This window comes from Marinomonas sp. THO17, assembly GCF_040436405.1.
Lineage (GTDB): Bacteria > Pseudomonadota > Gammaproteobacteria > Pseudomonadales > Marinomonadaceae > Marinomonas.
On record NZ_AP031575.1, the window covers coordinates 3,560,015 to 3,581,862 of the forward strand.

The following is a 21,848-nucleotide window of genomic DNA, read 5'->3' on the forward strand; positions in this document are numbered from 1 at the left end:
TCTAACAGTAAATTTGATTAAATATCCTATGATATCAATAATGTTATTGTTCTATAAAATAAATTTATCATTCTTGTCTATTTAAATTTATCATTCTTGTTTATTAAAGCCTTGATGCGGTATTGTCGAAAAATATTGACACAAGCTTCAAGCAACCCTAGAATTCAGCGCTGTTTTGTGGGGCTATAGCTCAGCTGGGAGAGCGCTTGCATGGCATGCAAGAGGTCAGCGGTTCGATCCCGCTTAGCTCCACCATAAAACACTTCCCTAAGGTTGTTCCAACCTTCTACAAAACGCATTGGCGTGATGTGGGGCTATAGCTCAGCTGGGAGAGCGCTTGCATGGCATGCAAGAGGTCAGCGGTTCGATCCCGCTTAGCTCCACCATAAAGTCTTCCAACAGTATTCTCTCTGACTTCTGTATCACACTCTGTATTTGATATCAGTGAAGTCGTAGGCGATTCACTACGCCTATATCAAATCTACCGCCCCTGCATCATAGAAGAACTATACGCAGAAATTGCCAAAGCGGGTTATGGAGAAGTCAGCCAGAACAACTCAGAAAACATTCTCCCAAAGCCACATCAATGTATATCTTCATATATTTATGTCTAAAATTGACAATATCAGACAATGCTGTCTAACATGGCGAGAGAGGTAATTATTATGAATGTTAACTTAAGTCCGGTTTTTGAGGATTATATCAAGCAGCAACTTGATACTGGCATGTATAACAATGCCAGTGAAATTATTCGCGAAGCCTTGCGCATCAAAATGCAGCAAGATGAAGTGTATCAGGCCAGGCTTATTGCCTTACGCGCTGCCGCTAATGCCGGTTTAGAAAGCGGTGAGCCAGAGCCATTTGATGTGAATGTCATTCTTGAAGAAGCCAAAGGGCGCATTGACCTAGATGCTTAATATCTTCATCCGCCCCTTAGCCCGTCAGGATATGCTCGATATCTGGCAATATACCTACGAGACATGGGGTACTTCCCAAGCGGATAGTTATATCAAAGACATGGCCACATCATTTGACATGCTGGCAGAATCACCACTATTAGGCCGTGATACACATTTATTATTAATTTGGTGCAAATAAGCTAGAAGTATGTAATTTAAGTTGATAATTTCTTTTCTAATCGGTACATTCGCCCCGCATCGAAACTTTCTGATTCCGTATGACTTCTAGCACCAGACAATTTAGCACTAGACAAGCCAGTACCAGACGGCCCAGTCTCGTCTATGGTTTGCTGTTCTGTTGGTTAGCGTATTTTAGCGTGCCGACTATTAATCATATTGGTGTTATCAATGGCGTGCATGTCATGTTGTGTATTACCAAAGGGGTGATGATTCATGATGCCAATGCCAGTTCTAAGGATGGCGAACACCATCATCAGTTACACTCTGCTCATCATCAGACGAGCGACCATCAGGCACACTCTGCTCATCACCTTACAAGCGACCATCAGGCACACTCTGCTCATCATCATACGAGCGACCATCAGGCACACTCTGCTCATCATCATACAAGCGACCATCAGTTACACTCTGCTGCTCATCATACGAGTGACCATCAGCCCCATGTAGAACATTTTGCAACAGCCGATTCAGCTATGGTGTCTTCTGTCTCTGCCCACGGTGTGGCGCATGAAGTCAGTTCTACCGATCCCAAGGTGGATGGCATTGGTGATCATAAAGTTAATACTCATGAAGCGGATCATTGTCCGTGTGTTCAATTCTTCTTCGATGGCAATCTGCTGATTGCTACTGAGCTTGATGTCATCAAGGTTCGTTCGCCAGCCTTGCTTGGTCATCATACACCTGCATTATTAACGGCTTTTTATAAGGCTCAAGCCAGAGGCCCGCCATCCTTTCTTCTGTTCGATCAATCAAAAATTATTTTTACATAGTGCTCCAACACTAAGGATAGCTTCTTAGGTTTGGGCATTGTGTACACCTATGTCCAAATTTTAAACAGGAGATTTTTAATGTTTGGCAAACGATCTTTTTATATGTCAGTTTGGCGCTGGCACTTTTTTGCTGGTTTGTATGTTGTTCCTTTTTTAATCATGCTGGCGATCACTGGTCTTATCATGCTCTACGCACCTTTTTTGGAGCGCACACAAAATTCCGATCTTTACTATGTTGAGCAAGTGTCTGATCAGGCCATGTCTTATGAAGCACAATACAACTTGGTACAAGAGGCTTACCCAGACGCGACACTATTGCGTTTTTATCTTCCCGCCGATAGTGAAGAGGCGACACGCTTTCAAGTCAGTACTGGCGAAGGCAAGATTCAAGTCTTTGTTGATCCTTATAAGGGGAAAGTGTTAGGCGATCTGAGTATTAACGACTCTTTGTATACTTGGGCAGACGATACTCACGGTACTTTTATGGTAGGCGTAACAGGTGATCGTTTAATCGAAGTAGCAGCGAGTTTTACCATTTTATTGATCATCACTGGGGTCTTTTTGTGGTGGCCTGATAGTAGTAAATCTAAGCTCAAAGCCGCTGTTAAGGTAAGTAAAAAAGGGGGGCGTACTTTTTGGCGAGATTTACACAGCGTAACGGGGCTATGGGTTGCTATTGTATTGCTTTTCTTCTGTATTTCGGGTCTTGCATGGGCTGGGATTTGGGGAGGAAAGTTGGTTCAGGCGTGGAGTACCTTTCCAATGGAGAAACGTGCTTCGAATCTATCCTCAACCCTGACTCACAATGACCTAAACCTAAAAGGTGTGAAGCAAATTCCTTGGGGACTGGAGCAAGCACCATTGCCAGAATCTGAAGCTCAGGGACCAATTAGCATTACATTGGATGATGTGGTTAGTGAGGCGAAATCTATGGGCTTCACCCAGTTTCAGGTTCACTTCCCGAAAAATGAACTGGGTGTTTATACCGCGACAGCGAGCACTATGGGTAAAGATATAAAGAATGCATGGGACGATAGAACGGTTCATTTTGATCGTTATTCTGGTGCCGTCTTGGCGGATGTAGGCTTTATGGATTACAACTGGTTTGCAAAGTCCATGGCAGTGGGGATTGCATTGCATATGGGGCAATTTGGTGTGTGGAATTTAATTGCTTGTACTTTATTTTGCCTAGCTGTGATCTTGTTGTGTATATCGGGTGTGGTTATGTGGTGGAAGCGTCGCCCTAGTAATCGCCTGACCTTGTCAGCACCTAAGATGCCAAAAGATTTAGTGCGCTGGAAGCATGCGGTTTGGTTAGTATTACCTATTTCTTTAATGTTTCCCTTGGCAACCGTGGCCATTATTGCGGTTATCTTGGTTGATAACTTAGTGGGTTTAGTTGCACCTAGGGTACGTAACTTCTGGGCTAGCTAGGTTACCAATATTATTTTCGTCATCAGCAAGCTGGTTTAGGAAGCTTGGGAAGGTGCGAATAAGTCCCCTGATATTCAAAAGACTTATTTGCTCCTTCCTTAATGCTCTTCCAGCTGGCTGCTTTTTTAATTGTCTCTGGTCGCTTTTTTGCTTCATGATCTGCATTATCCAGTTTGTATTGCCCGCTGGATTTCTTAATATCTTTTCCCAATAGGCTAAAACTTGGAATAATTGATGTTCTTCTGTTTCCGTAATTTCCATCATCATTGTTTTTGTTAATCCCCTTTCAATATGATTTTGATGCAATAGCCATTTTTAGCATTTCTTAGGCAAATTTTGTGTTATTTCTGCGCTGAAAAAAGTGAACTGCAAAGCCAATTGACGGGATTTAAATGTTGTTTATTAAGGATTTACTTATTTTTTTAGGCTTTATAAACGTTTTTTAAGAAACATTCATGAGGATAAGGCTTCTGCTAAATCTGGATAACTGACCTTTGTTAGATACGGTACTGTGAAGTTTTAACAATTAATAAAACAATTACTATCACAGTAGGAACACGATAATGAAAGAATTCTGCAGATTACAATGGTTAAAAAGCTTAGTCTTTTTTAAATCAAACCATCTTTCAAGTACATTGGGAGGTGGACTATGTCAAATGTAAAACAGGCTAAGTTTGGGCGCGAAGGAACCTTGATAGCGTTAGGCAGTAGTTTAACCATAATGGGGTCGGTTATGGTGGCGCCTATTCTGCCTAAAATGGCTCAAGAGTTTGCACCTACTACGCCTGATATAGGTAATTTATTACCACTTATCGTCGTTGCTCCAGCATTAGCCATTGTATTATTTGCTCCTTTGGCGGGTTGGTTGTCTGATAAATTTGGTCGTAAGTTGATGTTAGTCATCGCGACTATTTTCTATGCGATTTTAGGAGTGTTACCTGCTTTTCAAAATGATCTTCAAGAGATTGTTTTGACTCGTTTCATCTTTGGTTGTGCTGAAGCGGCCATTATGACTTGTTGTACTGCTCTTATTGCGGACTATTGGCAAGGGAATGATCGGCTCAAAATAGTGAACTTCCAAGTGATTGCCGTAGGGGTTATCGGGGCCTTGTTCTACGTAATGGGTGGCGTTTTGGGTGAAGAATCTTGGCGAACACCATTTTATTTATATCTTCTGCCCCTTTTATTGGTGCCTTTGTTTATAAAAATGTTGTGGGATCCCACTCACTTTGTTGAACCCCAGTTGCTTGATCAGAGTGCTAAAGTAGCGAAAGGCTCAGTCATTTCATGTTATTTGATGGTTTTCTTTGGCATGGTTTTGGCCTTTGTCGTGACCATTCAGGTGCCTTCCATTCTCGCGAATCACCTAGGTGTTACCTCAACAACTAAGATAGCCTTAGCAACGGGTGGATCCATGCTTACGTCATTAGTAGGTTCTTTGATTTGGCCTTTGGTAAGACGTTTATTGGGTGTAACTGGCTGTAACGCTGCACTTATGACCTTGATTGCTTTTGGTTTATACCTCTTGGTTATTGCAAACAGCTACGAAGATGTATTGGTTGCTCTGGTTTTTCATGGTGTGGGTATTGGTTTGTTATTGCCGAATCTAATGGCCAGTGTCATGTCTGCATTGCCAGATGCGGTGCGTGGTAGGGGCATTGGTGGTTTTACTGCATGCTTGTATTTAGGACAGTTTTCGAGCCCATTTATTGTCGGTTTTTTATCCACAGGAAGTAGTTTACAAGAGGCCATTTTGACTTTGGTTTACGCTGCTGTCGCTGTGGCAATCGTTTGGGTGATTTATCGAGTGTTTGTCTCAGTAGATACGCCCCAATATCAAGTTGCCACTTAAGTTAATTGGCTTTCACCAAACAAAGCTTGAGTGATGTGGCTTTGTTTGGTGTTTTTATTGTTATACTCATGTCTTTAGCAATATCGTTTTGTGGTGAAATAACTTGTTAAGGACGGTAAATGTTTCGGCTTTACACTGGCAATCGACTGGAAGATTTAGCAGTATTGCTGGCAAAAATTCTTGCGGTTTCGCCACCGCAAAATCCTTTTGATGACGAACATATTCTGGTGCAAAACCCAGGTATGGCGCAGTGGCTGAAAATGCAATTGGCCCAGTCCCAATCGATTGCGGCGGGCTTGGCGTTTCCTCTACCTTCCACTTTTGTTTGGCAGACTTTTAAACAGGCCTTGTCTGATATTCCACAGCAAAGTGAATTTAATAAACCCTTCTTAGTCTGGCGTTTGATGCGCATTTTGGATTCGCGTTTGCAAGATGATGAATTTGCGCCACTGCAATGGTATCTGAGTGAAGACGACAGCCAGATTCGACGCTTCCAATTGTGCTCTAGCATTGCCGATATTTACGACCAATATTTGGTTTATCGCCCCGATTGGATTGCGGCTTGGGAAGCCAACAAGGTGGAGGATGCAAAGTTAGCAAGCTTGTTTGCGGAGCAAGCCTGGCAAGCCATTTTGTGGCGTGATTTGGTGGCCGACATCAGTGAGCAGGGCGAGTCCTTGTACCACAGGGGGAATTTGATTGACGCTTTGCAAGACGCTTGTACCACCAAGGCTAGACCCAGCGGCGTGCCGGAACGCATTTTTATTTTCGGTGTGTCCTCTTTGCCTCCTAATACATTGGAATCCTTACGAGTATTAGCCGAATCCGGTTGGCTTGAGGTGCATCTCTTCTTACAAAACCCCTGTCGTTTTTATTGGGGCGATGTAGTGGATAAGCATTATCTGGGGCGCGAGATTAAGCGGCAAAATCTTAAACCTGGTTTGACGCTTGAAGCACTGCATTTGGATGCCAACCCATTACTTGCCAGTTGGGGGCGCTTGGGGCGAGATTACATTGCCCAGTTACAAGACATTGCTGACGACCAAATAGAAGTGTTTGAAGATTATCTTGACGGTGACGCCAGCCATTCAACTCGCTTGCTGCACTGGGTTCAGCAAGATGTACTGAATCTGGACAATCATGGCGGGCACCAAGAAACCGAACGGAACCTAACCAACAGCCGCTATCGTCATGGTATTGCTGATCAGGATGAAAGCGTCCGCGTGCAAGTGTGTCATAGTCCATTGCGAGAAGTGGAGGTCTTACACGATCAGTTGTTGGACATGTTTGAGTGTTATCCTGAGCTGACACCGAAAGACGTGATTGTCATGTTGCCCGATGTGAATGCCTACAGTCCCTTTGTCAAAGCCGTGTTTGGTCAAGCGCAGGGCAATAAACACATTCCCTTTGCCTTAATTGACCAAGCGGGAGGGGTGGAAAATCCCATTGTCGATGCCTATTTGTATCTGCTGGGCTTGGGAGAAAGCCGATTTACTTTATCTGAACTGATTAGTGTGTTGGAAGTGCCTGCGGTCATGCAGCGATTTGATTTGACGACACAAGAATTGGAGCGCATTCGTCAATGGTCGGTAGAAGTCGGCATTCGCTGGGGCTTGGATGAACACACCGCCGAGCAACACAATTTGCCCAAACAGCAGGCGCACACTTGGCTCAATGGTATGCGTCGAATCTTGCTAGGTTATGCCATGGGGCACGATCAGATCTGGCAAGATACCTTGAGTTATGGGGATGTTGAAGGTTTAGAAGCCGCGATTGCCGGTAAATTGGCGGAGTTTTTAGACGCCATTCATCATGCCCAAGCGTCGTTACAACAGGCCATGACACCAGCACAATGGCTGCACACCTTGTATGCACTGCGCGACACTTTTTTTGCCCTAGAAGAAGAGGACAGTTTCCAAACTTTGTTAGCAAATCAGTTGGATGCCTTGATGTCGGAGTGGCAACATGCGCATTTTGATCAAGCGTTAGAGCAAATGGTGATTCGCCAATTATTGGCGCCGCGTTTGCAGGAGTCACAAGGTGGGCAAGGCTTTCTGGCCGGGCGAGTCAATTTCTGTACCCTGATGCCAATGCGCTCTGTGCCCTTTAAAGTCATCTGTGTATTGGGACTCAACGAAGGGGAATACCCTCGCAGTGTTGCGCCAATGGGCTTTGATCTCATGGTGGGAGAGTATCGCAGTGGCGATCGTAGTCGACGAGAAGACGACAAATACCTTTTCCTCGAAGCCTTGATGTCGGCGCGAGAGGTGTTTTACATGAGCTATGTAGGACGCAGTATTCAGGATAATAGCGAGAAAAATCCGTCTATCTTGCTTAGTGAATTACTGGAATACTTGGCGCAAAGTTGTGTTTTTGAATCTCATCAAGACTTGTCCCCAGAAGAGGCGCAGCAGGCATTTTTACAGCAGTTGAAGGTCGAACATCCGTTGCAGCCTTTTAATCCAGCTTATTATGATGAATCTTGGGGCAAGGCGGTTAAGAAGAGAGGGTTATACAGTTTTAACCCAGACTGGTTGCCGGCTTTACAGGTAGAAGTAGAGAATCAAGCCTCTTCCATTACGGCTTTGCCAGCCTTTGAACAGACAAGTGGAGAGTTGCCATTAGAAGAGTTAGTGCGCTTTGTCAGTCACCCAGCACGATATTTCACTCAGCGCCGTTTGAAGGGATATCTTAATTTACAAGCAGAACAAGAGTTGGAAGACGAGCCTTTTAGTTTGGAGGGGTTATCCGCTTATCAGCTTAAAGACGAGCTTTTACAAGCCATGCTAAAGGGCGAGGAAGAGCGCTTCTTGGCGCGTCTTGCTTTGTCTGGTGTGGTGCCTTACGGCGCCTTTGGGCAACTTTCTTTGCAACAGAGTCAGCAACAATGTCATCAGCTTTATCAATTTTTACAAGGCTATGCTTTAGAAGCATTGGCACCAGTGGAAGTCAATCTGGATTTAGCAGGAGTGAAGGTGCAAGCTTGGTTGGATTTACACAATGCTACCACGCGTTTGTCCTATCGCATTGGTGATATGACGGCGAATCAGAAAATGCGTTGTTGGATCGAGCATTTGGCCCTGTGCGCGCAAGGTACGCCTAAGCAGCATCATCTGATTAACCTGTTAAAGACAGGTAAAGTATTACAACACGAGTTCACTATTTTACCGCCAGAAGCGGCTCGAACCTATCTCGCAGACTTGTTAAATTTGCTGCACACGGGCTTGTGTGAGCCTTTGGTGATGCCAGCGAAAAGTGCCGATGCTTGGTGTAAAAGTTATTGCGCTGAGAAAAGCCAAGAAGATGAAGAGCAAGCGTGGCAACAAGCCGTTAAAGTGTATCAAGAAGCCAGCAATGCCTTTACTAGCAGTGAAGTGGAGGACGCATATTGGCAGCGCTATTATCCAGATATAAGGGCTCATCAAACGGCTTTCGTGGCCTTTTGTGAGCAAATATGGTTGCCCATGACACGCCATTTGGAGCCCATTCAATGACCAGCAAGCCAATGACATCCCCTGTCGTAGAAATGCTCGATGCCATGCGCTTTCCCTTATTTGGCAAACGTCTTATCGAAGCCAGTGCGGGCACAGGGAAAACCTATACCATTGCCAACCTTTACTTACGTTTGCTGGTGCCCACAGGGCAAACTGGGGATTTGGCGCAAGCCTTAACCGTGGATCAAATTCTGGTAGTGACCTTTACTGAAGCCGCTACCGCTGAGTTAAAAGCCCGTATTCGACAGCGTATTCGCGCGGCACGCAAAGCCCTAATGCGGAACCAGAGTGACGATGCTTTTTTGGCCCAATGGCTGGCTTGTATGACGACGGAACAGCAGCAAGATGCTATTGAAAAGCTACTTTATGCAGAAAAGCAAATGGACGAAGCCGCGGTTTTCACCATTCACGGTTTCTGTCAGCGTATGCTCAGTCAAAATGCCTTTGAAAGCCGCATGTTGTTTCAGCAAAGCATTGAGACGGATGAACAAGCACCGTTAGCTATGGCGGTAAAAGACGTTTGGCGACAGGTGTTTTATCCAATGACGTCAGAGCAAGCGGCGCTAATCAAGCCCATTTGGTCGACACCAGACGCCTTGCAGAAAGACTTGTCCTTACTCAACAACCAGCCCGATGCGTATATTGTTAGTCAGGAATACGATTGGCAAGGGGCGTTAACTCAGGCCCAGCAAGAGATACAAGCGGTGCGAGCAAGCTGGCTGTCACAAAGGGATGACATTATTCAGGCTTTGGAGCAAAGTGGCATTAAACGCACCTTTTGGCGCAAAGATCCCAGTAAAGACATTCAAGCCATGCAGCTGTGGGCTCAAGGGGATCAATTTGTTTTGGATAAGTGTCTGGAGAAGTTTGATGCCAACGAGCAGGCCACGCGTATCAGCAAAGGTGGTGACGCGCCAGCTCATGCCTTCTTTCAACAAGTCGCGCACCTGCGGGAAAACTTTCCTGATGCCGGTAAGGTCAAATCCGTTTTGCTGGTATCCCTCTGGCAGCAAGTAAAACAGCGTATGGTGGAGTGGAAACGAGCCACTCAGTCCTTGACCTTTACTGACTTGCTCACCTCCTTGGATACGGCCTTGCAAACCGATGACAGTGGCAAATTGGCGCAACGCATTCGCCGCTTATACCCGATTGCCTTGATTGATGAGTTCCAAGACACGGATGCTGTGCAATACCGCATTTTCTCTAAGGTGTATCAGGAGGCGTTGGCCGATCAAAAGCGCTTGGGGTTAATCATGATAGGCGACCCAAAGCAAGCCATTTATGCGTTTCGTGGTGCCGACATTTACACCTATCTGGCGGCGAAACAAGATGTGGACGCTGTGTATTCCTTGGCGACCAATTACCGTTCGTCGGCGGCCATGATTCAAGCGGTGAATGCTTTGTTCAGTACCCAGCAAGCGCCCTTTCGAGTGGACGGCATTCCTTTTGTAAAAGTGCAAGACCGAGGAATTGAGGGGCAATTTATGCGTGACGCTCAACGTCAAGCCGCCTTGCAATTTCTCTATTTAACAACGGATGAGCCTGTTTCAGCCAAAGACTATCGTGATCACATGGCAGAGCAATGTGCCGCCCACCTGCATCAGTTGCTGTTAGAAGGGCAAAGGTCGTTAGGTGAAAAGGCACAAGCGCAATTACATCAGCAAGGGGTACGACCAAAAGACGTGGCTTTGTTGGTCAGTAACTTTGCCCAAGCCAATGCGTTAAAGCAGGCGTTACGTGCCCGTGGCATTGCCAGTGTGTATTTGAGTGATAAGGGCTCGGTATTTGAAAGCGTGGAAGCCAGAGAATTATTGATTGTGCTGACCGCTATCTTGTCTAACGGACAAGAGATTAAACTGCGTTCGGCACTGGCCACTGGGCTGGTGGATTGGTCTCTTGTGGATTTGGATACCCTCAACCATGATGATCTGGTGTATGAAAAATGGGTGCAAGCCTTCCAAACCTATTTGAATATTTGGGATCAACAAGGCTTGTTGCCTATGTTGCGTGTCTTCATGCAAGACGTATCATTAGCGCCAAATATGTTACGTCATGTGGATGGGGAAAGACGCTTAACCGACTTTTTGCACCTCACGGAAAAGCTGCAAGAAAAATCCTTAGAGTTGGATTCTAAAGAAGGCGTGTTGCGCTATTTGCGTCTAGCGATTCAATCGCCCAATGGCAACAGTGATGAACAGAAAATTCGCTTGGAAACCGATGCGGAACTGGTGCGCATTGTCACCATTCACAAGAGTAAGGGACTGGAGTATCCGATTGTATACCTGCCGTTTGCCTTGACGCCTTTTCAAGACAGAGAAAAATCCGCCTTATTTCACGATCAAAACCAACAATTGTGGATTGCCATTGATCCAGATGAAGCGCAAACGGAACAACACAAAGAAGAGCTTTTTGCAGCGGAAATTCGCTTGGCCTATGTGGCGCTGACGCGGTCAAAAGAAGCCTGCTTTATTGGTTGTATGGAAGTGGGGAAAAAAGCCAGCAAAACCCGAGAAGCGACATTGGATGTGCACTTAAGCGGTGTCGGTGCGCTAGTCTGTGAAGGTGTAGTCATGGTGGCTGGCGACTTGTATTCTAGTCTAGAGCGTCTATGTCAGCGTCATCAACAAGGGCAAATGCAGCTGATCGATTTACCTGAAATCCTGCCAGAATTACCACGTTTTGAAATGCAAAATACTCGTCCAGAATCCGTACAAGAACGCACTTTTCAGGGGCGAGTGGAGCGCGATTGGTGGATTGGTAGTTATTCTTCTCTGGTGGTGGAGGACAAAGAAACGCGTGACACAAGTCTTCCAGGTTTTGATGAACAAGCCAGTTTGCAAGTCAAAGCGGACGATGTGTTTGGGACTGAAAGTACTCAAGAGTATTCAGCCGCTGAGACTGAAATAGTGGCCAGTCGTTTTAGTTTTCCTCGCGGTGCTGCGCCGGGGACCTTCTTACACGATCTATTGGAAGGCAAAGCCCTACTGGCGCATCTTGCTAATTCGAGTTTTGCCGATCTCATTAAGGTTAACCAGCAAACCGTCATGGCGCAGTTTTATCAACAAAGGGGTTTTCAAGACTGGCAAGAGGTGCTGCAAAACTGGTTGCCTGAAATAGTGCAAACTCCTTTGATTGAGGGCGTTAGATTAGTGGACTTAGCGGTGACCTCATGCCGCAAAGAAATGGAATTTTTCTTGCCTGTGCAAGGTATGAATGCTTTGCAATTGGATCATATTGCAAGGCAGCACGACCCCTTGTCCCAGCGAGCACCCATGATCCAAGATAAAGCCTTAAAAGGCATGTTGAAAGGCTTTATTGACCTCTTGTTTGAATGGCAAGGGCGCTATTATGTGCTGGATTACAAGTCTAATTATTTGGGCGATGAGTTTGCTGATTACGCGCCAGAGCATTTGGCGGAGGCCATGTTGGATCACAGGTACGACCTACAATATCAAATTTATACCTTGGCCTTACATCGTCTGTTACAGCAACGCCTTCCAGATTACCACTATGAACGTCATATTGGTGGTGTGGTGTACGGCTTTCTACGTGGCATGTCACCCACTTCTGACACAGGAGTGTTTCGCACCCGTTTAAGTAAGGCGCATGTTGAAGCGTTAGATGCGCTGTTTTATGGTCAGCCGTCTAATGCTTCTAGCAACGAGAGTTCGTCATCTAACGCATCCGAGGCAATACAATATGGACTCTTCTAAACAACTCGATTGGCTGCAACAGACGCAAGATGACAGAAGGGAAATGGCATCACCTTCCTTGACAACCTCTGGTGCTGACATTCTCTTCGAATGGCGCACGAGAGGTGTACTAAATGCCGTTGATGAACAATGGATACGACAGCTTGCCGAGCACGCCGGTGAGCAACATTTGGCGGTGTTAATGGCCGGGGCTATGACCAGTGCTGCTTTGGGGGCAGGGCACATTTGCATGGATTTGGCCGCTGTTTGGCAGTCCCCTGAAGGTTTGCGTGGCGATGAGTTACGTCATCATCTGAGTGATGTGCAAGTGAATTCCGTTGCCCAGTGGTGTGCGGTGTTACAAAACTCACCTTTGGTGAGTGGGATTGAACCCTTGCAGGCCAAGCCGTTGGTATTGGTTGGGACTCGCCTTTATTTTTATCGCTATTACCAGTACGAACAAACGGTACTGGCTTATTTACAAAAAAGTCTTAGCAAGCCAGTTTTGTCGGTAGATCAGAGTTTGATACAGAGTTTATTTCCACAGCAAAATGACACAGTGGATTGGCAGAAAGTGGCGGTGGCGAATGCGGCGAGCCAAGCCTTTGCAGTCATCAGTGGAGGTCCTGGTACAGGCAAAACCACCACAGTCACCAAATTACTGGCCTTGTTAGTGGCGCAGGCGCAACAGCAAGGACAAAGTTTACGTATTGAATTGGCGGCGCCGACTGGTAAAGCGGCGGCGCGACTTACTGAGTCGATCGCTAACGCTAAGGCGTCTTTGCCATTGGATGAGCAGGTTAAGCAAGGCATTCCAGAACAAGCCAGTACCTTGCACCGTTTATTAGGCAGCGAATTTGGCCGCAGCCGTTTTAAACATCATCAGCACAATCCCTTGCATTTGGATGTGTTGTTGGTGGACGAAGTGTCCATGGTGGATTTGCCCATGATGGCGAAACTGATCGAGGCGTTACCGGCCCATGCTCGATTAATCCTATTGGGCGACAAAGATCAGTTGGCCTCGGTGGAAGCGGGCAGTGTGTTGGGGGATTTGTCTCATGGTATTGAAAACGCTTATTTCCAACCTGAATGGGCCGAGCATTTGACAAGATCAACAGGGGAACAACTTCAATCGTTTGCCAACTCATCCGCCGCTCCGATTAGTCGAGCCTTAACCTTATTACGAACCAGCTATCGCTTCTCTGCCGACAGTGGCATCGGGCATCTTGCTAAAGCCATGAACACAGGACAAAGTGATGCCGTATTTCATTGTTTGCAGCAAGGGTATGAGGACTTGGCTTGGCATGTGCCGAAAGAAGGGCAACCCCAAGCAGATGTAGGGCAATTGGCGAAAGGCTACGAGGCTTTCTGGCAAAAGGTGCGCGCGGGTGACAGTGTGGACCAGGTACATGAGGCGTTTAATACATATCAGATATTGACCGCAGTTCGTCAAGGGGAATTCGGCGTAGAGCGTATTAATGCTCAGTTGGAAGCCCTGTTTTATCAACGTGGCATGATAATGGAACGACACAAATGGTATCCGGGTAAGGCGGTTATGCTGACCCGTAACGATGCGACCTTAGGCTTGTTCAATGGTGACATTGGTATTTGTTTGGCGGACGCTGACGGTCGATTGCGTGTCTGGTTTATGCAGCCCAACGGCGAGTATCTTGGTTTGTTGCCCAGTCGACTCAATGAATACGAATTGGTGTTTGCCATGACAGTACATAAGTCCCAAGGGTCGGAGTTCGATCAGGTCGCCTTGGTTCTACCATTAACGCCTTCTCCTGTGCTGACCAAAGAACTCTTGTACACAGGCATTACTCGAGCCAAGCAAGGCTTTTCTTTGTGGGGCACACAAGAGGTGATTCGTATGGCCACGCAAAGTCGTATTAAACGTTATTCAGGTTTGTTGGATGCCTTGTGGTCAAGCCCTTGAATTAGCAACTCTTTATCACCATTAACTGGCATGACCGCGGCACATGAAATAATCGCTGAAAGGCGAGGCGAGTGGCGGTTTTTATGATAAGGTAAGCGCACAAATTATAGGTAACCTAGGAAAAGAGAACACCATAATGGCAAAAGAAATTGTTTTAACCGGTGTAACCACCACAGGCACGCCACACTTAGGAAACTATGTGGGGGCGATTCGTCCTGCGATCGAAGCAAGCCGTCAAGAGAATACGGAATCTTACTTCTTTCTCGCGGACTACCATGCCTTGATCAAATGCCAAGATCCAGAGCGTGTGAAACAGTCTCGTCTAGAAATTGCAGCGACCTGGCTGGCTTGTGGCTTAGATACGGATAAAGCAACCTTTTATCGTCAATCGGACATTCCTGAAATTACCGAGTTAAACTGGCTGCTAACCTGTGTGACAGCGAAAGGTTTGATGAATCGAGCCCATGCTTACAAAGGCGCCGTGGACGAAAACTTAGCCAATGAGCAAGATCCAGATTTTGGTATTACTATGGGCTTGTTTTGTTACCCAGTGCTGATGGCGGCAGACATTTTGTCCTTCAATGCGCACAAGGTGCCAGTTGGCCGTGATCAGATTCAACACATTGAAATGGCCCGTGATATTGCCGGGCGTTTTAACCACTTGTTTGGTGAACACTTTGTGCTACCAGAGGCGGTTGTTGGTGAAGAAGGATCCATCTTAAAAGGTCTTGATGGTCGTAAGATGAGTAAGAGCTACAACAACACGATTCCTTTGTTTGAAACAGAGAAGAAACTGCAAAAAGGCATCAATAAAATCAAAACCAACTTGCTGGAGCCGGGCGAGCCGAAAGATCCAAATGATTCTACGGTATTTGATGTTTACCAAGCCTTTGCCACTCCTGAACAGACGGCTGAGATGCGTCAAAAGTTTGCCGATGGCATAGCTTGGGGAGAAGCCAAGAAGGAACTTTTTGCCTTAGTGAATGGTCAATTAGGTGAAGCGCGTGAGAAATATCACGAATTAATGGCCAACCCTGCGTATGTGGAAGAAGTATTACAGGCTGGAGCGACCAAAGCTCGTGCCCGTGCAAAAGAAAGCATCGCTAAATTGCGCAACGCAGTGGGTCTTGTGAATTTTAATTAAGCGGAGAAAAAAAGTGAAAACAACAGCATTTGCCATGTTTATGGCATTTATTCTGGCGGTTGGTGGTGGTTACAGTGCTGAAGTGCACGCAAAGAAGTTTGGTGGTGGTAAGAGCTTCGGTAAAAGCTTTTCGATTGCTAAACCCAAGAGTGCCACCAACACGGCACCAAAAGCGACCAATGCGACCAACGGTACTTCGAAAGGGCTATTGGGTGGTTTAGGCGGCGGTCTGTTAGGTGGTCTGCTGGCAGGTGGTTTGTTTGCTGCTTTGCTCGGCAGCGGAGCATTTGAAGGTATTTCATTTGGCGACATCTTGCTATTTGCCTTGATTGGTTTCCTGATTTACAAGTTTTTTATCGCGCCAAAACGTCAGGCAGCACAAGCTCAGGCACATGCGGGTGGAATGTATCGTGATATGTCTGATGCGCAAGCGCCTAGCGCGGGCGGTATGTCAGGTATGTCCGGATTTGGCGGTATGCCAGAGATTCAATTGCCACCAGGTTTCAATGAACAGGCGTTTGTAGCAGAAGCTAAGAACCATTATATCTTGTTACAAAAAGCGTGGGACGATAACAATTTTGACACCATCTTGGATTACGTTAGCCCTGAAATGTATAACATGTTGGTGACTGAGCGTGCTAAATATGGTGACAACAAGCCTAGTACCGAAGTGGTTTCTTTGATGGTGGAATTGGTTCGTGGTGAAATTGTGGGTTCAACTGCCTCTATTTCGTTACAATTCTCTGGCTGGATCAAGGAAGGCGAAGAAACCTCTGAAACCAATGAAATCTGGCATTTGGAGAAAAACTTGTCTGCTGCAAGCGGTAATTGGGTTATCGTTGGTATACAACAAGACAACTAATTGTTACTTAAATTATCTCGAAGGCTCATCACAACTTGTCTAATCTAGGTGATGAGTTCTATAGTAGTAATTGTTTATTAAATTGAATATGGATATGAGCCATGTCGGAATTAGCACCTATTAACGAAGCAGGTAAAGGCGTTGCTGAGAGCAAGAAAGGTGAATTGCTCCAATACCTTACTTTTAAACTGATTGACGAAACCTATGGCATCAACGTCATGCAGATAAAGGAAGTTTTGCGCTACAGCGAAATTGCTCCTGTTCCGGGTGCTCCTTCCTATGTGCTAGGTATCGTTAACTTACGCGGTAACGTAGTGACTGTAGTGGACACCCGTGTTCGTTTCAGTTTGCCAGAATGTACTATCACTGACGACACTCGTATCATCATTGTTGAGCACGATGGTGAGCAAATTGGTCTTTTGGTGGATGCAGTACAAGAAGTATTTTATTTGTACCAAGGTGAGATTGAGCAAAGTCCAAGTGTGGGCAATGATGAAGCTTTGATGTTTATCCAAGGCGTATACCAGAAAGAAGAAGAACTGGTCATCTTGTTGGAGTTGGATCGCATGTTTGAGCGTAACGATGCCCTTGGCATTGAAGCAATGTAAGATCAATCTTCTGTAAATGTTACAGTAAAATTGAAAAGGCCATGCGAATGCATGGCCTTTTTTGCTATCAATCTGGTCTGTGTTAACGCTCCCAGTAAGCTTCTTCTAAGCTGTCTTCTCTTTCTGGTAAACCACGGGATAAGCGTGGCGCATTTTGTACCAGAATCTCATAGCTGACACGGTTAGCGTACTTACAGATTTGCGCAAAAGACGAATAGGCTAAGAAAGGTGCCACGTGTTTGCTGGAGTTTGGTAAGCTTTCCTTGTGATAGTGATTGGCAGAAATATCATGCAACAAAGCGGATAAGGCAGCATCTCCTGCCCCATTGGTATTGCGAATTTTTTCTGGGCCGCCCATGTAGGGGTCAATATGAGAAAAGACCTTGATCGGATTGTGACAAGCTGAACGTAACATAGGGCGGCTGAATTCCCATCGGTTAAAGTCTGCTAAACTGCCGGATTTAATCGGATTTGACGTTTCACGTTTGACCTTATCATCGGTATGACCGCACAAATACATGCCATCTTGACCTGCGGTTAGCAAAACAATGTCCACATACTCCAAGATTTGATTGGCCGCCTGTAAAGGGTCCGATAACCCCGTCAGGGCTTCAGCTTCTAGCTCGTTCATTGCTAAGACATTGACATGGCGTTTAATCAAACTGAGTAATTCGTCTTTGTTTTCTTCCACAAGATGCTGGGTGCCTAAGGTCAACACGGTGGGAACTTGATGTTGGTGAGCGTACTCCAATGCGGCCAGCATGGCTTGTTTAATAGGTTTGCCTTGATGACGAAGTGGATAGGCACAAGTTACCAAAGCGGCACTGCCAGCGATAATGTTTTCTGGAATGTGCTGCGCGTCCAGTTCGTCCATATCGCCTGGTGCAATGGCAAAAGTACGTTCACCGTCTGGCGTGATCAAGGTGATGCCGCGACCAATGTCGCCCGCAACACCTTGAAGGTGATTCATATCCACCTTGCTGCTGGTGTGGCAAATGTAATGATAGGCAGGCGAACCCAAGGTGATATTGGCAGACATGACACCTAGTAACACGGATTTATCGTCGGCAAGCACAGAATAATTATGTATGGTGTTGCCAATGGTGCCACCGGCAAAGTGATCTGAAATGCATTCTTGGGCAGCCAGTTCACCATAAATGGCCGAGGCGGTATTGGCATCTACTAGATTAGAAAGGCCTTTTTGAATCTTGAATTGAGTTAAAAATTGCTCTGAAACATTGGCCACCACGTCTACAATGGTCTCGTCCAAACCGACAATGTAAGTATCTTTGTCCGGTTGAACATCAATGGATGGTAAGATGGGTTTAGGCTGAGATACAGGAAAATAGTGCTTTAGTTTACGTCTGCCGGGGAATTTCATGCTGTTCGCTCGTAGAATAGATAATGTTGAGATTTTAGCAAAGAATTGACCAATCGGGCAGAATCAACCCAAAGAAAAGTTAGGCAAAGATGAACGAATTTGAACTTGATCGATACAGTCGACAAATATTACTAAATGACTTTGATATTAGTGGGCAATTGAAGCTCAAAGAGGCTAGGGTTTTGATTGTCGGTTTAGGTGGGTTAGGTAACATTGCTGCTACTTACCTAGCGACATCAGGGGTTGGTCATTTGCTACTGGTAGACGATGATGTTATTGAAGCGAGCAATTTACCGCGTCAGGTTTTATACAATGAAAATCAAATAGGACAAAGTAAAGTTGCCGCCGCCGCAGAGCAATTAAAACAGAAGAATCCTGGTGTTGAGATCGATCTAATAGGGCATAGATTGACTGAAAATGCATTATTGGAAACGCTCGAAAAGGTTGACCTAGTATTAGATTGCACGGATAACTTTGCTACTCGCCAAGGGATTAACCGTGCTTGTTGGCAGCAAAAAACGCCTTTGGTAAGTGCCGCTGCAATACGTTGGGAAGGACAATTAGTGAGCTTTTTATTTGATCAAGTGTCAGCGCCTTGTTACGAATGTCTTTATCCTAACCTATCGGATCAAGCATTGAGTTGCCATGAAAGTGGTATATTGTCCCCTGTGGTCGGTCTGTTAGGAGTGTATCAAGCTCTGGAAGCGATTAAGGTATTGAGTGGGGCAGGCTGCGTAGAGCACGGCTCCCTGAAACTCTTTGATGGTTTTCAAGGGCGCTGGCGTGAAATGCGTTTAACGCAAGACAAGGAATGTCAGTTATGTAGCAAAGTGCCATCATTGACTTGAAAAGCCATAGATAAGCCCTATTTTAGTAATTAATATTTTTAGTAAGCATTTTGACGTTTTTTCAGTAAAATTCAGCGCAAATATTTCGTCGGTAAAGAATTTTATCGAGCACACATTCAGTGACAGGAGCAACAAAGAATGAGCGATGTAAAACACGCTAAGTTAATGATTTTAGGTTCAGGACCTGCTGGGTATACAGCGGCGGTATACGCTGCCCGTGCGAACCTTAACCCTGTAATGATCACTGGTATGCAAATGGGCGGTCAGCTGACGACCACCACAGAAGTAGACAATTGGCCGGGGGATGATCAGGGCGTACAAGGTCCTGAGCTGATGGAACGTATGCGTAAACACGCTGAGCGTTTTGAAACAGAAATCATTTTTGATCACGTAAACAAGGTGGATTTGCAAAACCGTCCATTCCGTTTAGAAGGCGACAGTGGTGTGTATACTTGTGATGCCTTGATTATTTCGACAGGGGCAAGTGCTCAGTACTTAGGTTTGGAAAGTGAAAGCAAATTCATGGGACAAGGTGTATCAGCCTGTGCCACTTGCGATGGTTTCTTCTACCGTAACCAAGATGTAGCGGTTATCGGTGGTGGTAATACCGCAGTAGAAGAAGCTCTGTACTTGGCAAATATTGCCAAGACGGTCACTGTGATTCATCGTCGTGATAAATTCCGTTCCGAAAAAATTCTCGCGGACAAACTGATGGAAAAAGCGGCGAACGGCAACATTAACATCGAATGGCACTCTGAGCTGGATGAAGTCTTGGGTGACGATGCGGGTGTGACAGGTGTGCGTATCAAGAATAATCAAACCGGCGAAACCAAAGAATTGTCTGTGGCGGGTTTGTTTGTGGCCATTGGTCATAAACCGAATACGGATATTTTCCAGGGCCAATTAGACATGAAAGACGGCTATCTAACCGTTCAATCTGGCACACAAGGGAATGCGACTCAAACCAGTGTTGAAGGTGTGTTTGCTGCTGGTGACGTAAGTGATCATATTTATCGTCAAGCCATTACTTCGGCAGGAACCGGTTGTATGGCGGCGCTGGATGCCGAGCGTTATCTGGATTCTCTAGAATAAGTTCAGTCGTAAAGACAGTATTATCCAAAAAAACCGATCATCTGATCGGTTTTTTTGTTGTAGGTATAAAAAGTGAGAGCCAAAAAAAGAAGGCGTTTGTCTGCCAGCAGAACAAACGCCTTCTTCGTACTAATAGCTAGATTTTATTGTGCGTTGTAAGCTTCAACGCCTTCCACAATGGCTTTGCGAGCTTCTTCTGCGTTTGCCCATCCTTCCACTTTTACCCACTTACCTTTTTCAAGCTTCTTATAGTTTTCGAAGAAGTGCTCGATCTGGTCGCGTAGTAGTTGTGGAATGTCGTTAACGTCTTGGATATGACCATATTCTTTGCTCAGTTTTTCGTGTGGTACCGCAACCAATTTTGCGTCCATACCCGCTTCATCCGACATGTTTAGTACACCAACAGGACGGCAACGAATGACAGAGCCTGGCACGACTGGGTAGGGGGTGATAACCAAAACGTCAACCGGGTCACCATCATCAGCCAATGTATTGTTGATGTAACCATAGTTTGCTGGGTAGAACATAGGTGCTGTCATGAAACGATCTACCACCAAAGCATCCATATCTTTATCTACTTCGTATTTCACAGGATTTGCTGCGGCTGGAATTTCGATGATGACATTGATGTCGTTTGGTGCGTCTTTACCCGCTGGAATATTACTGTAGCTCATTATTTTTTTTCCGATCTGGTTGAATATGCGCGTTATTATAAAAGTTAGGGAAGGCTTATGCTAGTTGTGGAACATAAACACCAAGAATAATCCTTATCGAAAGGCAATTAATTAAGTAAAATTACAGAGAATAGGTTATAACTTATTGCTTTCTTTCTAAATTTAGCTAGTCTTACATAATATTGGTTAAATAATAGACGCGAGGACGGTAATGACAAAATCTGAGCTGATAGAGATGCTTATTGATCAGCAATCTCATTTGCCTGTTAAAGACGTAGAACAAGCGATAAAGGCAATGTTAGAACATATGTCTGATTCTTTAGCAAACGGTGAGCGTATTGAGATTCGAGGATTCGGCAGTTTTTCATTGCATTATCGAGCGCCACGAATCGGTCGTAATCCTAAAACCGGTGATTCTGTTGAATTGAGCGCCAAGTATGTGCCGCACTTTAAACCCGGTAAAGAATTACGTGAATTGGTCAATGATTCGTCAGATAGCCAGTCAAACGAACTCAACTAATTTACACCTAATGCCTCGAAATTTTTCAGCTATCACGGCATAATATCGCCATTCCGTTCTCGATAGGTTGTTTTATGCTTAAATGGCTGAAAAGAGTTATCTATACCGTCCTTGTGCTTTTCTTTCTTGCTGTGGGCGTATTTTTTGCAATACGTAATCCGCAGCTCATTAAGCTTGATTTGGTCTTTTGGCAAGGTCCTGAATTAAGTGTTGCACTCTATATCCTGCTTGCTTTTACCTTTGGTGCTTGTGTGGCTTTGTTGGTCAGCTCCGTGACGTATTTTCGTAGCGAAAGACAGATTCGTGTATTGAGTCGTAAATATGAGAAGACACTAGATGAAGTGGATCTTCTCAGAAAAGCGTCTATCACCAAAGAGTTGTCGGTAGGGGAGGAGTAAC

18 protein-coding genes and 2 tRNA genes are annotated in these 21,848 nt (G+C 45.4%); 17 read left to right on the plus strand and 3 right to left on the minus strand.

The features are described from left to right. Positions 1-179: 179 nt before the first annotated feature. The 6 genes from ABXS85_RS16780 (at position 180) to ABXS85_RS16805 (ending at position 3,343) form a co-directional block, all read left to right on the plus strand. Positions 180-255: transfer RNA gene (locus ABXS85_RS16780), tRNA-Ala, on the plus strand. A gap of 55 nt (positions 256-310) precedes the next feature. Beyond that, positions 311-386: transfer RNA gene (locus tag ABXS85_RS16785), tRNA-Ala, on the plus strand. 279 nt (positions 387-665) lie between these two features. After that, the gene (locus ABXS85_RS16790; RefSeq protein WP_353667673.1) at positions 666-917 is read left to right on the plus strand and encodes a type II toxin-antitoxin system ParD family antitoxin; all 252 of its coding nucleotides are present in this window, start codon (positions 666-668) and stop codon (positions 915-917) included. A 31-nt stretch (positions 918-948) separates the two neighbouring features. Continuing rightward, positions 949-1,098 carry a type II toxin-antitoxin system RelE/ParE family toxin gene (locus ABXS85_RS16795; protein ID WP_353669788.1) on the plus strand — a complete coding sequence of 50 codons (150 nt, stop codon included), beginning with the start codon at positions 949-951 and terminating at the stop codon, positions 1,096-1,098. A gap of 79 nt (positions 1,099-1,177) precedes the next feature. After that, positions 1,178-1,909 (plus strand): hypothetical protein, encoded by a 732-nt coding sequence (locus ABXS85_RS16800; RefSeq protein ID WP_353667674.1) that lies wholly within the window; start codon positions 1,178-1,180, stop codon positions 1,907-1,909. A gap of 78 nt (positions 1,910-1,987) precedes the next feature. Continuing rightward, a complete protein-coding gene (locus tag ABXS85_RS16805; protein WP_353667675.1) occupies positions 1,988-3,343 on the plus strand; it encodes a PepSY domain-containing protein in 1,356 nt (451 codons plus the stop codon). Here the strand turns inward: ABXS85_RS16805 and ABXS85_RS16810 are convergent. Continuing rightward, positions 3,305-3,610: a hypothetical protein gene (locus tag ABXS85_RS16810; RefSeq protein WP_353667676.1), complete on the minus strand. Its 306-nt coding sequence runs from the start codon at positions 3,608-3,610 to the stop codon at positions 3,305-3,307. The two genes, ABXS85_RS16805 and ABXS85_RS16810, sit on opposite strands and share 39 nt — an antisense overlap. Before the next feature lie 382 nt (positions 3,611-3,992). Here ABXS85_RS16810 and ABXS85_RS16815 point away from each other — a divergent pair, with 382 nt between their 5' ends. The 7 genes from ABXS85_RS16815 to ABXS85_RS16845 all read left to right on the plus strand — a co-directional run bounded on the left by ABXS85_RS16815 (position 3,993) and on the right by ABXS85_RS16845 (position 16,934). Further along, a complete protein-coding gene (locus ABXS85_RS16815) occupies positions 3,993-5,195 on the plus strand; it encodes an MFS transporter (RefSeq protein WP_353667677.1) in 1,203 nt (400 codons plus the stop codon). 119 nt (positions 5,196-5,314) lie between these two features. After that, the gene (recC, locus tag ABXS85_RS16820; protein ID WP_353667678.1) at positions 5,315-8,689 is read left to right on the plus strand and encodes an exodeoxyribonuclease V subunit gamma; all 3,375 of its coding nucleotides are present in this window, start codon (positions 5,315-5,317) and stop codon (positions 8,687-8,689) included. Continuing rightward, positions 8,686-12,402, plus strand: a complete 3,717-nt coding sequence (gene recB / locus ABXS85_RS16825; RefSeq protein WP_353667679.1) for an exodeoxyribonuclease V subunit beta — start codon at positions 8,686-8,688, stop codon at positions 12,400-12,402. Before recC ends, recB begins: the two co-directional genes overlap by 4 nt. Continuing rightward, the gene (recD, locus tag ABXS85_RS16830) at positions 12,389-14,320 is read left to right on the plus strand and encodes an exodeoxyribonuclease V subunit alpha (protein WP_353667680.1); all 1,932 of its coding nucleotides are present in this window, start codon (positions 12,389-12,391) and stop codon (positions 14,318-14,320) included. Before recB ends, recD begins: the two co-directional genes overlap by 14 nt. Before the next feature lie 136 nt (positions 14,321-14,456). Next, positions 14,457-15,464: a tryptophan--tRNA ligase gene (locus ABXS85_RS16835; RefSeq protein WP_353667681.1), complete on the plus strand. Its 1,008-nt coding sequence runs from the start codon at positions 14,457-14,459 to the stop codon at positions 15,462-15,464. 13 nt (positions 15,465-15,477) lie between these two features. Further along, positions 15,478-16,326 (plus strand): Tim44-like domain-containing protein, encoded by an 849-nt coding sequence (locus tag ABXS85_RS16840; protein ID WP_353667682.1) that lies wholly within the window; start codon positions 15,478-15,480, stop codon positions 16,324-16,326. A 101-nt stretch (positions 16,327-16,427) separates the two neighbouring features. Further along, a complete protein-coding gene (locus tag ABXS85_RS16845; protein ID WP_353667683.1) occupies positions 16,428-16,934 on the plus strand; it encodes a chemotaxis protein CheW in 507 nt (168 codons plus the stop codon). Between the two features lie 82 nt (positions 16,935-17,016). On the opposite strand, the gene ABXS85_RS16850 is transcribed toward ABXS85_RS16845, so the two are convergent. Next, positions 17,017-18,315 carry an inosine/guanosine kinase gene (locus ABXS85_RS16850; RefSeq protein ID WP_353667684.1) on the minus strand — a complete coding sequence of 433 codons (1,299 nt, stop codon included), beginning with the start codon at positions 18,313-18,315 and terminating at the stop codon, positions 17,017-17,019. A gap of 89 nt (positions 18,316-18,404) precedes the next feature. Between ABXS85_RS16850 and moeB the strand changes: the two genes are divergently transcribed. Together moeB and trxB are read left to right on the plus strand one after the other, a co-directional pair. Next, on the plus strand, positions 18,405-19,163 hold the full coding sequence (gene moeB / locus ABXS85_RS16855) for a molybdopterin-synthase adenylyltransferase MoeB (protein WP_353667685.1): 759 nt from the start codon (positions 18,405-18,407) through the stop codon (positions 19,161-19,163). A 138-nt stretch (positions 19,164-19,301) separates the two neighbouring features. After that, entirely contained in the window at positions 19,302-20,255 is a 954-nt protein-coding gene (trxB, locus tag ABXS85_RS16860) for a thioredoxin-disulfide reductase (RefSeq protein ID WP_353667686.1), read from the plus strand. Between the two features lie 143 nt (positions 20,256-20,398). On the opposite strand, the gene ppa is transcribed toward trxB, so the two are convergent. Then, positions 20,399-20,929, minus strand: coding sequence for an inorganic diphosphatase (gene ppa, locus ABXS85_RS16865; RefSeq protein WP_353667687.1), 531 nt, complete (start codon positions 20,927-20,929; stop codon positions 20,399-20,401). Between the two features lie 211 nt (positions 20,930-21,140). Here ppa and ihfB point away from each other — a divergent pair, with 211 nt between their 5' ends. Then, positions 21,141-21,449 (plus strand): integration host factor subunit beta, encoded by a 309-nt coding sequence (gene ihfB / locus ABXS85_RS16870; RefSeq protein WP_353667688.1) that lies wholly within the window; start codon positions 21,141-21,143, stop codon positions 21,447-21,449. 74 nt (positions 21,450-21,523) lie between these two features. After that, positions 21,524-21,847 (plus strand): LapA family protein, encoded by a 324-nt coding sequence (locus ABXS85_RS16875; protein ID WP_353667689.1) that lies wholly within the window; start codon positions 21,524-21,526, stop codon positions 21,845-21,847. Position 21,848: the final 1 nt, after the last annotated feature.

Coding starts and splice junctions, on each gene's coding strand:
- ABXS85_RS16850 (WP_353667684.1), bottom strand. CDS start 18,315: ATGAAATTCCCCGGCAGACGTAAACTAAAGCACTATTTTCCTGTATCT.
- ppa (WP_353667687.1), bottom strand. CDS start 20,929: ATGAGCTACAGTAATATTCCAGCGGGTAAAGACGCACCAAACGACATC.
- ABXS85_RS16845 (WP_353667683.1), top strand. CDS start 16,428: ATGTCGGAATTAGCACCTATTAACGAAGCAGGTAAAGGCGTTGCTGAG.
- moeB (WP_353667685.1), top strand. CDS start 18,405: ATGAACGAATTTGAACTTGATCGATACAGTCGACAAATATTACTAAAT.
- ABXS85_RS16795 (WP_353669788.1), top strand. CDS start 949: ATGCTCGATATCTGGCAATATACCTACGAGACATGGGGTACTTCCCAA.
- ABXS85_RS16815 (WP_353667677.1), top strand. CDS start 3,993: ATGTCAAATGTAAAACAGGCTAAGTTTGGGCGCGAAGGAACCTTGATA.
- ABXS85_RS16810 (WP_353667676.1), bottom strand. CDS start 3,610: ATGATGATGGAAATTACGGAAACAGAAGAACATCAATTATTCCAAGTT.
- ihfB (WP_353667688.1), top strand. CDS start 21,141: ATGACAAAATCTGAGCTGATAGAGATGCTTATTGATCAGCAATCTCAT.
- ABXS85_RS16790 (WP_353667673.1), top strand. CDS start 666: ATGAATGTTAACTTAAGTCCGGTTTTTGAGGATTATATCAAGCAGCAA.
- ABXS85_RS16800 (WP_353667674.1), top strand. CDS start 1,178: ATGACTTCTAGCACCAGACAATTTAGCACTAGACAAGCCAGTACCAGA.
- recD (WP_353667680.1), top strand. CDS start 12,389: ATGGACTCTTCTAAACAACTCGATTGGCTGCAACAGACGCAAGATGAC.
- ABXS85_RS16805 (WP_353667675.1), top strand. CDS start 1,988: ATGTTTGGCAAACGATCTTTTTATATGTCAGTTTGGCGCTGGCACTTT.
- recB (WP_353667679.1), top strand. CDS start 8,686: ATGACCAGCAAGCCAATGACATCCCCTGTCGTAGAAATGCTCGATGCC.
- recC (WP_353667678.1), top strand. CDS start 5,315: ATGTTTCGGCTTTACACTGGCAATCGACTGGAAGATTTAGCAGTATTG.
- ABXS85_RS16835 (WP_353667681.1), top strand. CDS start 14,457: ATGGCAAAAGAAATTGTTTTAACCGGTGTAACCACCACAGGCACGCCA.
- trxB (WP_353667686.1), top strand. CDS start 19,302: ATGAGCGATGTAAAACACGCTAAGTTAATGATTTTAGGTTCAGGACCT.
- ABXS85_RS16875 (WP_353667689.1), top strand. CDS start 21,524: ATGCTTAAATGGCTGAAAAGAGTTATCTATACCGTCCTTGTGCTTTTC.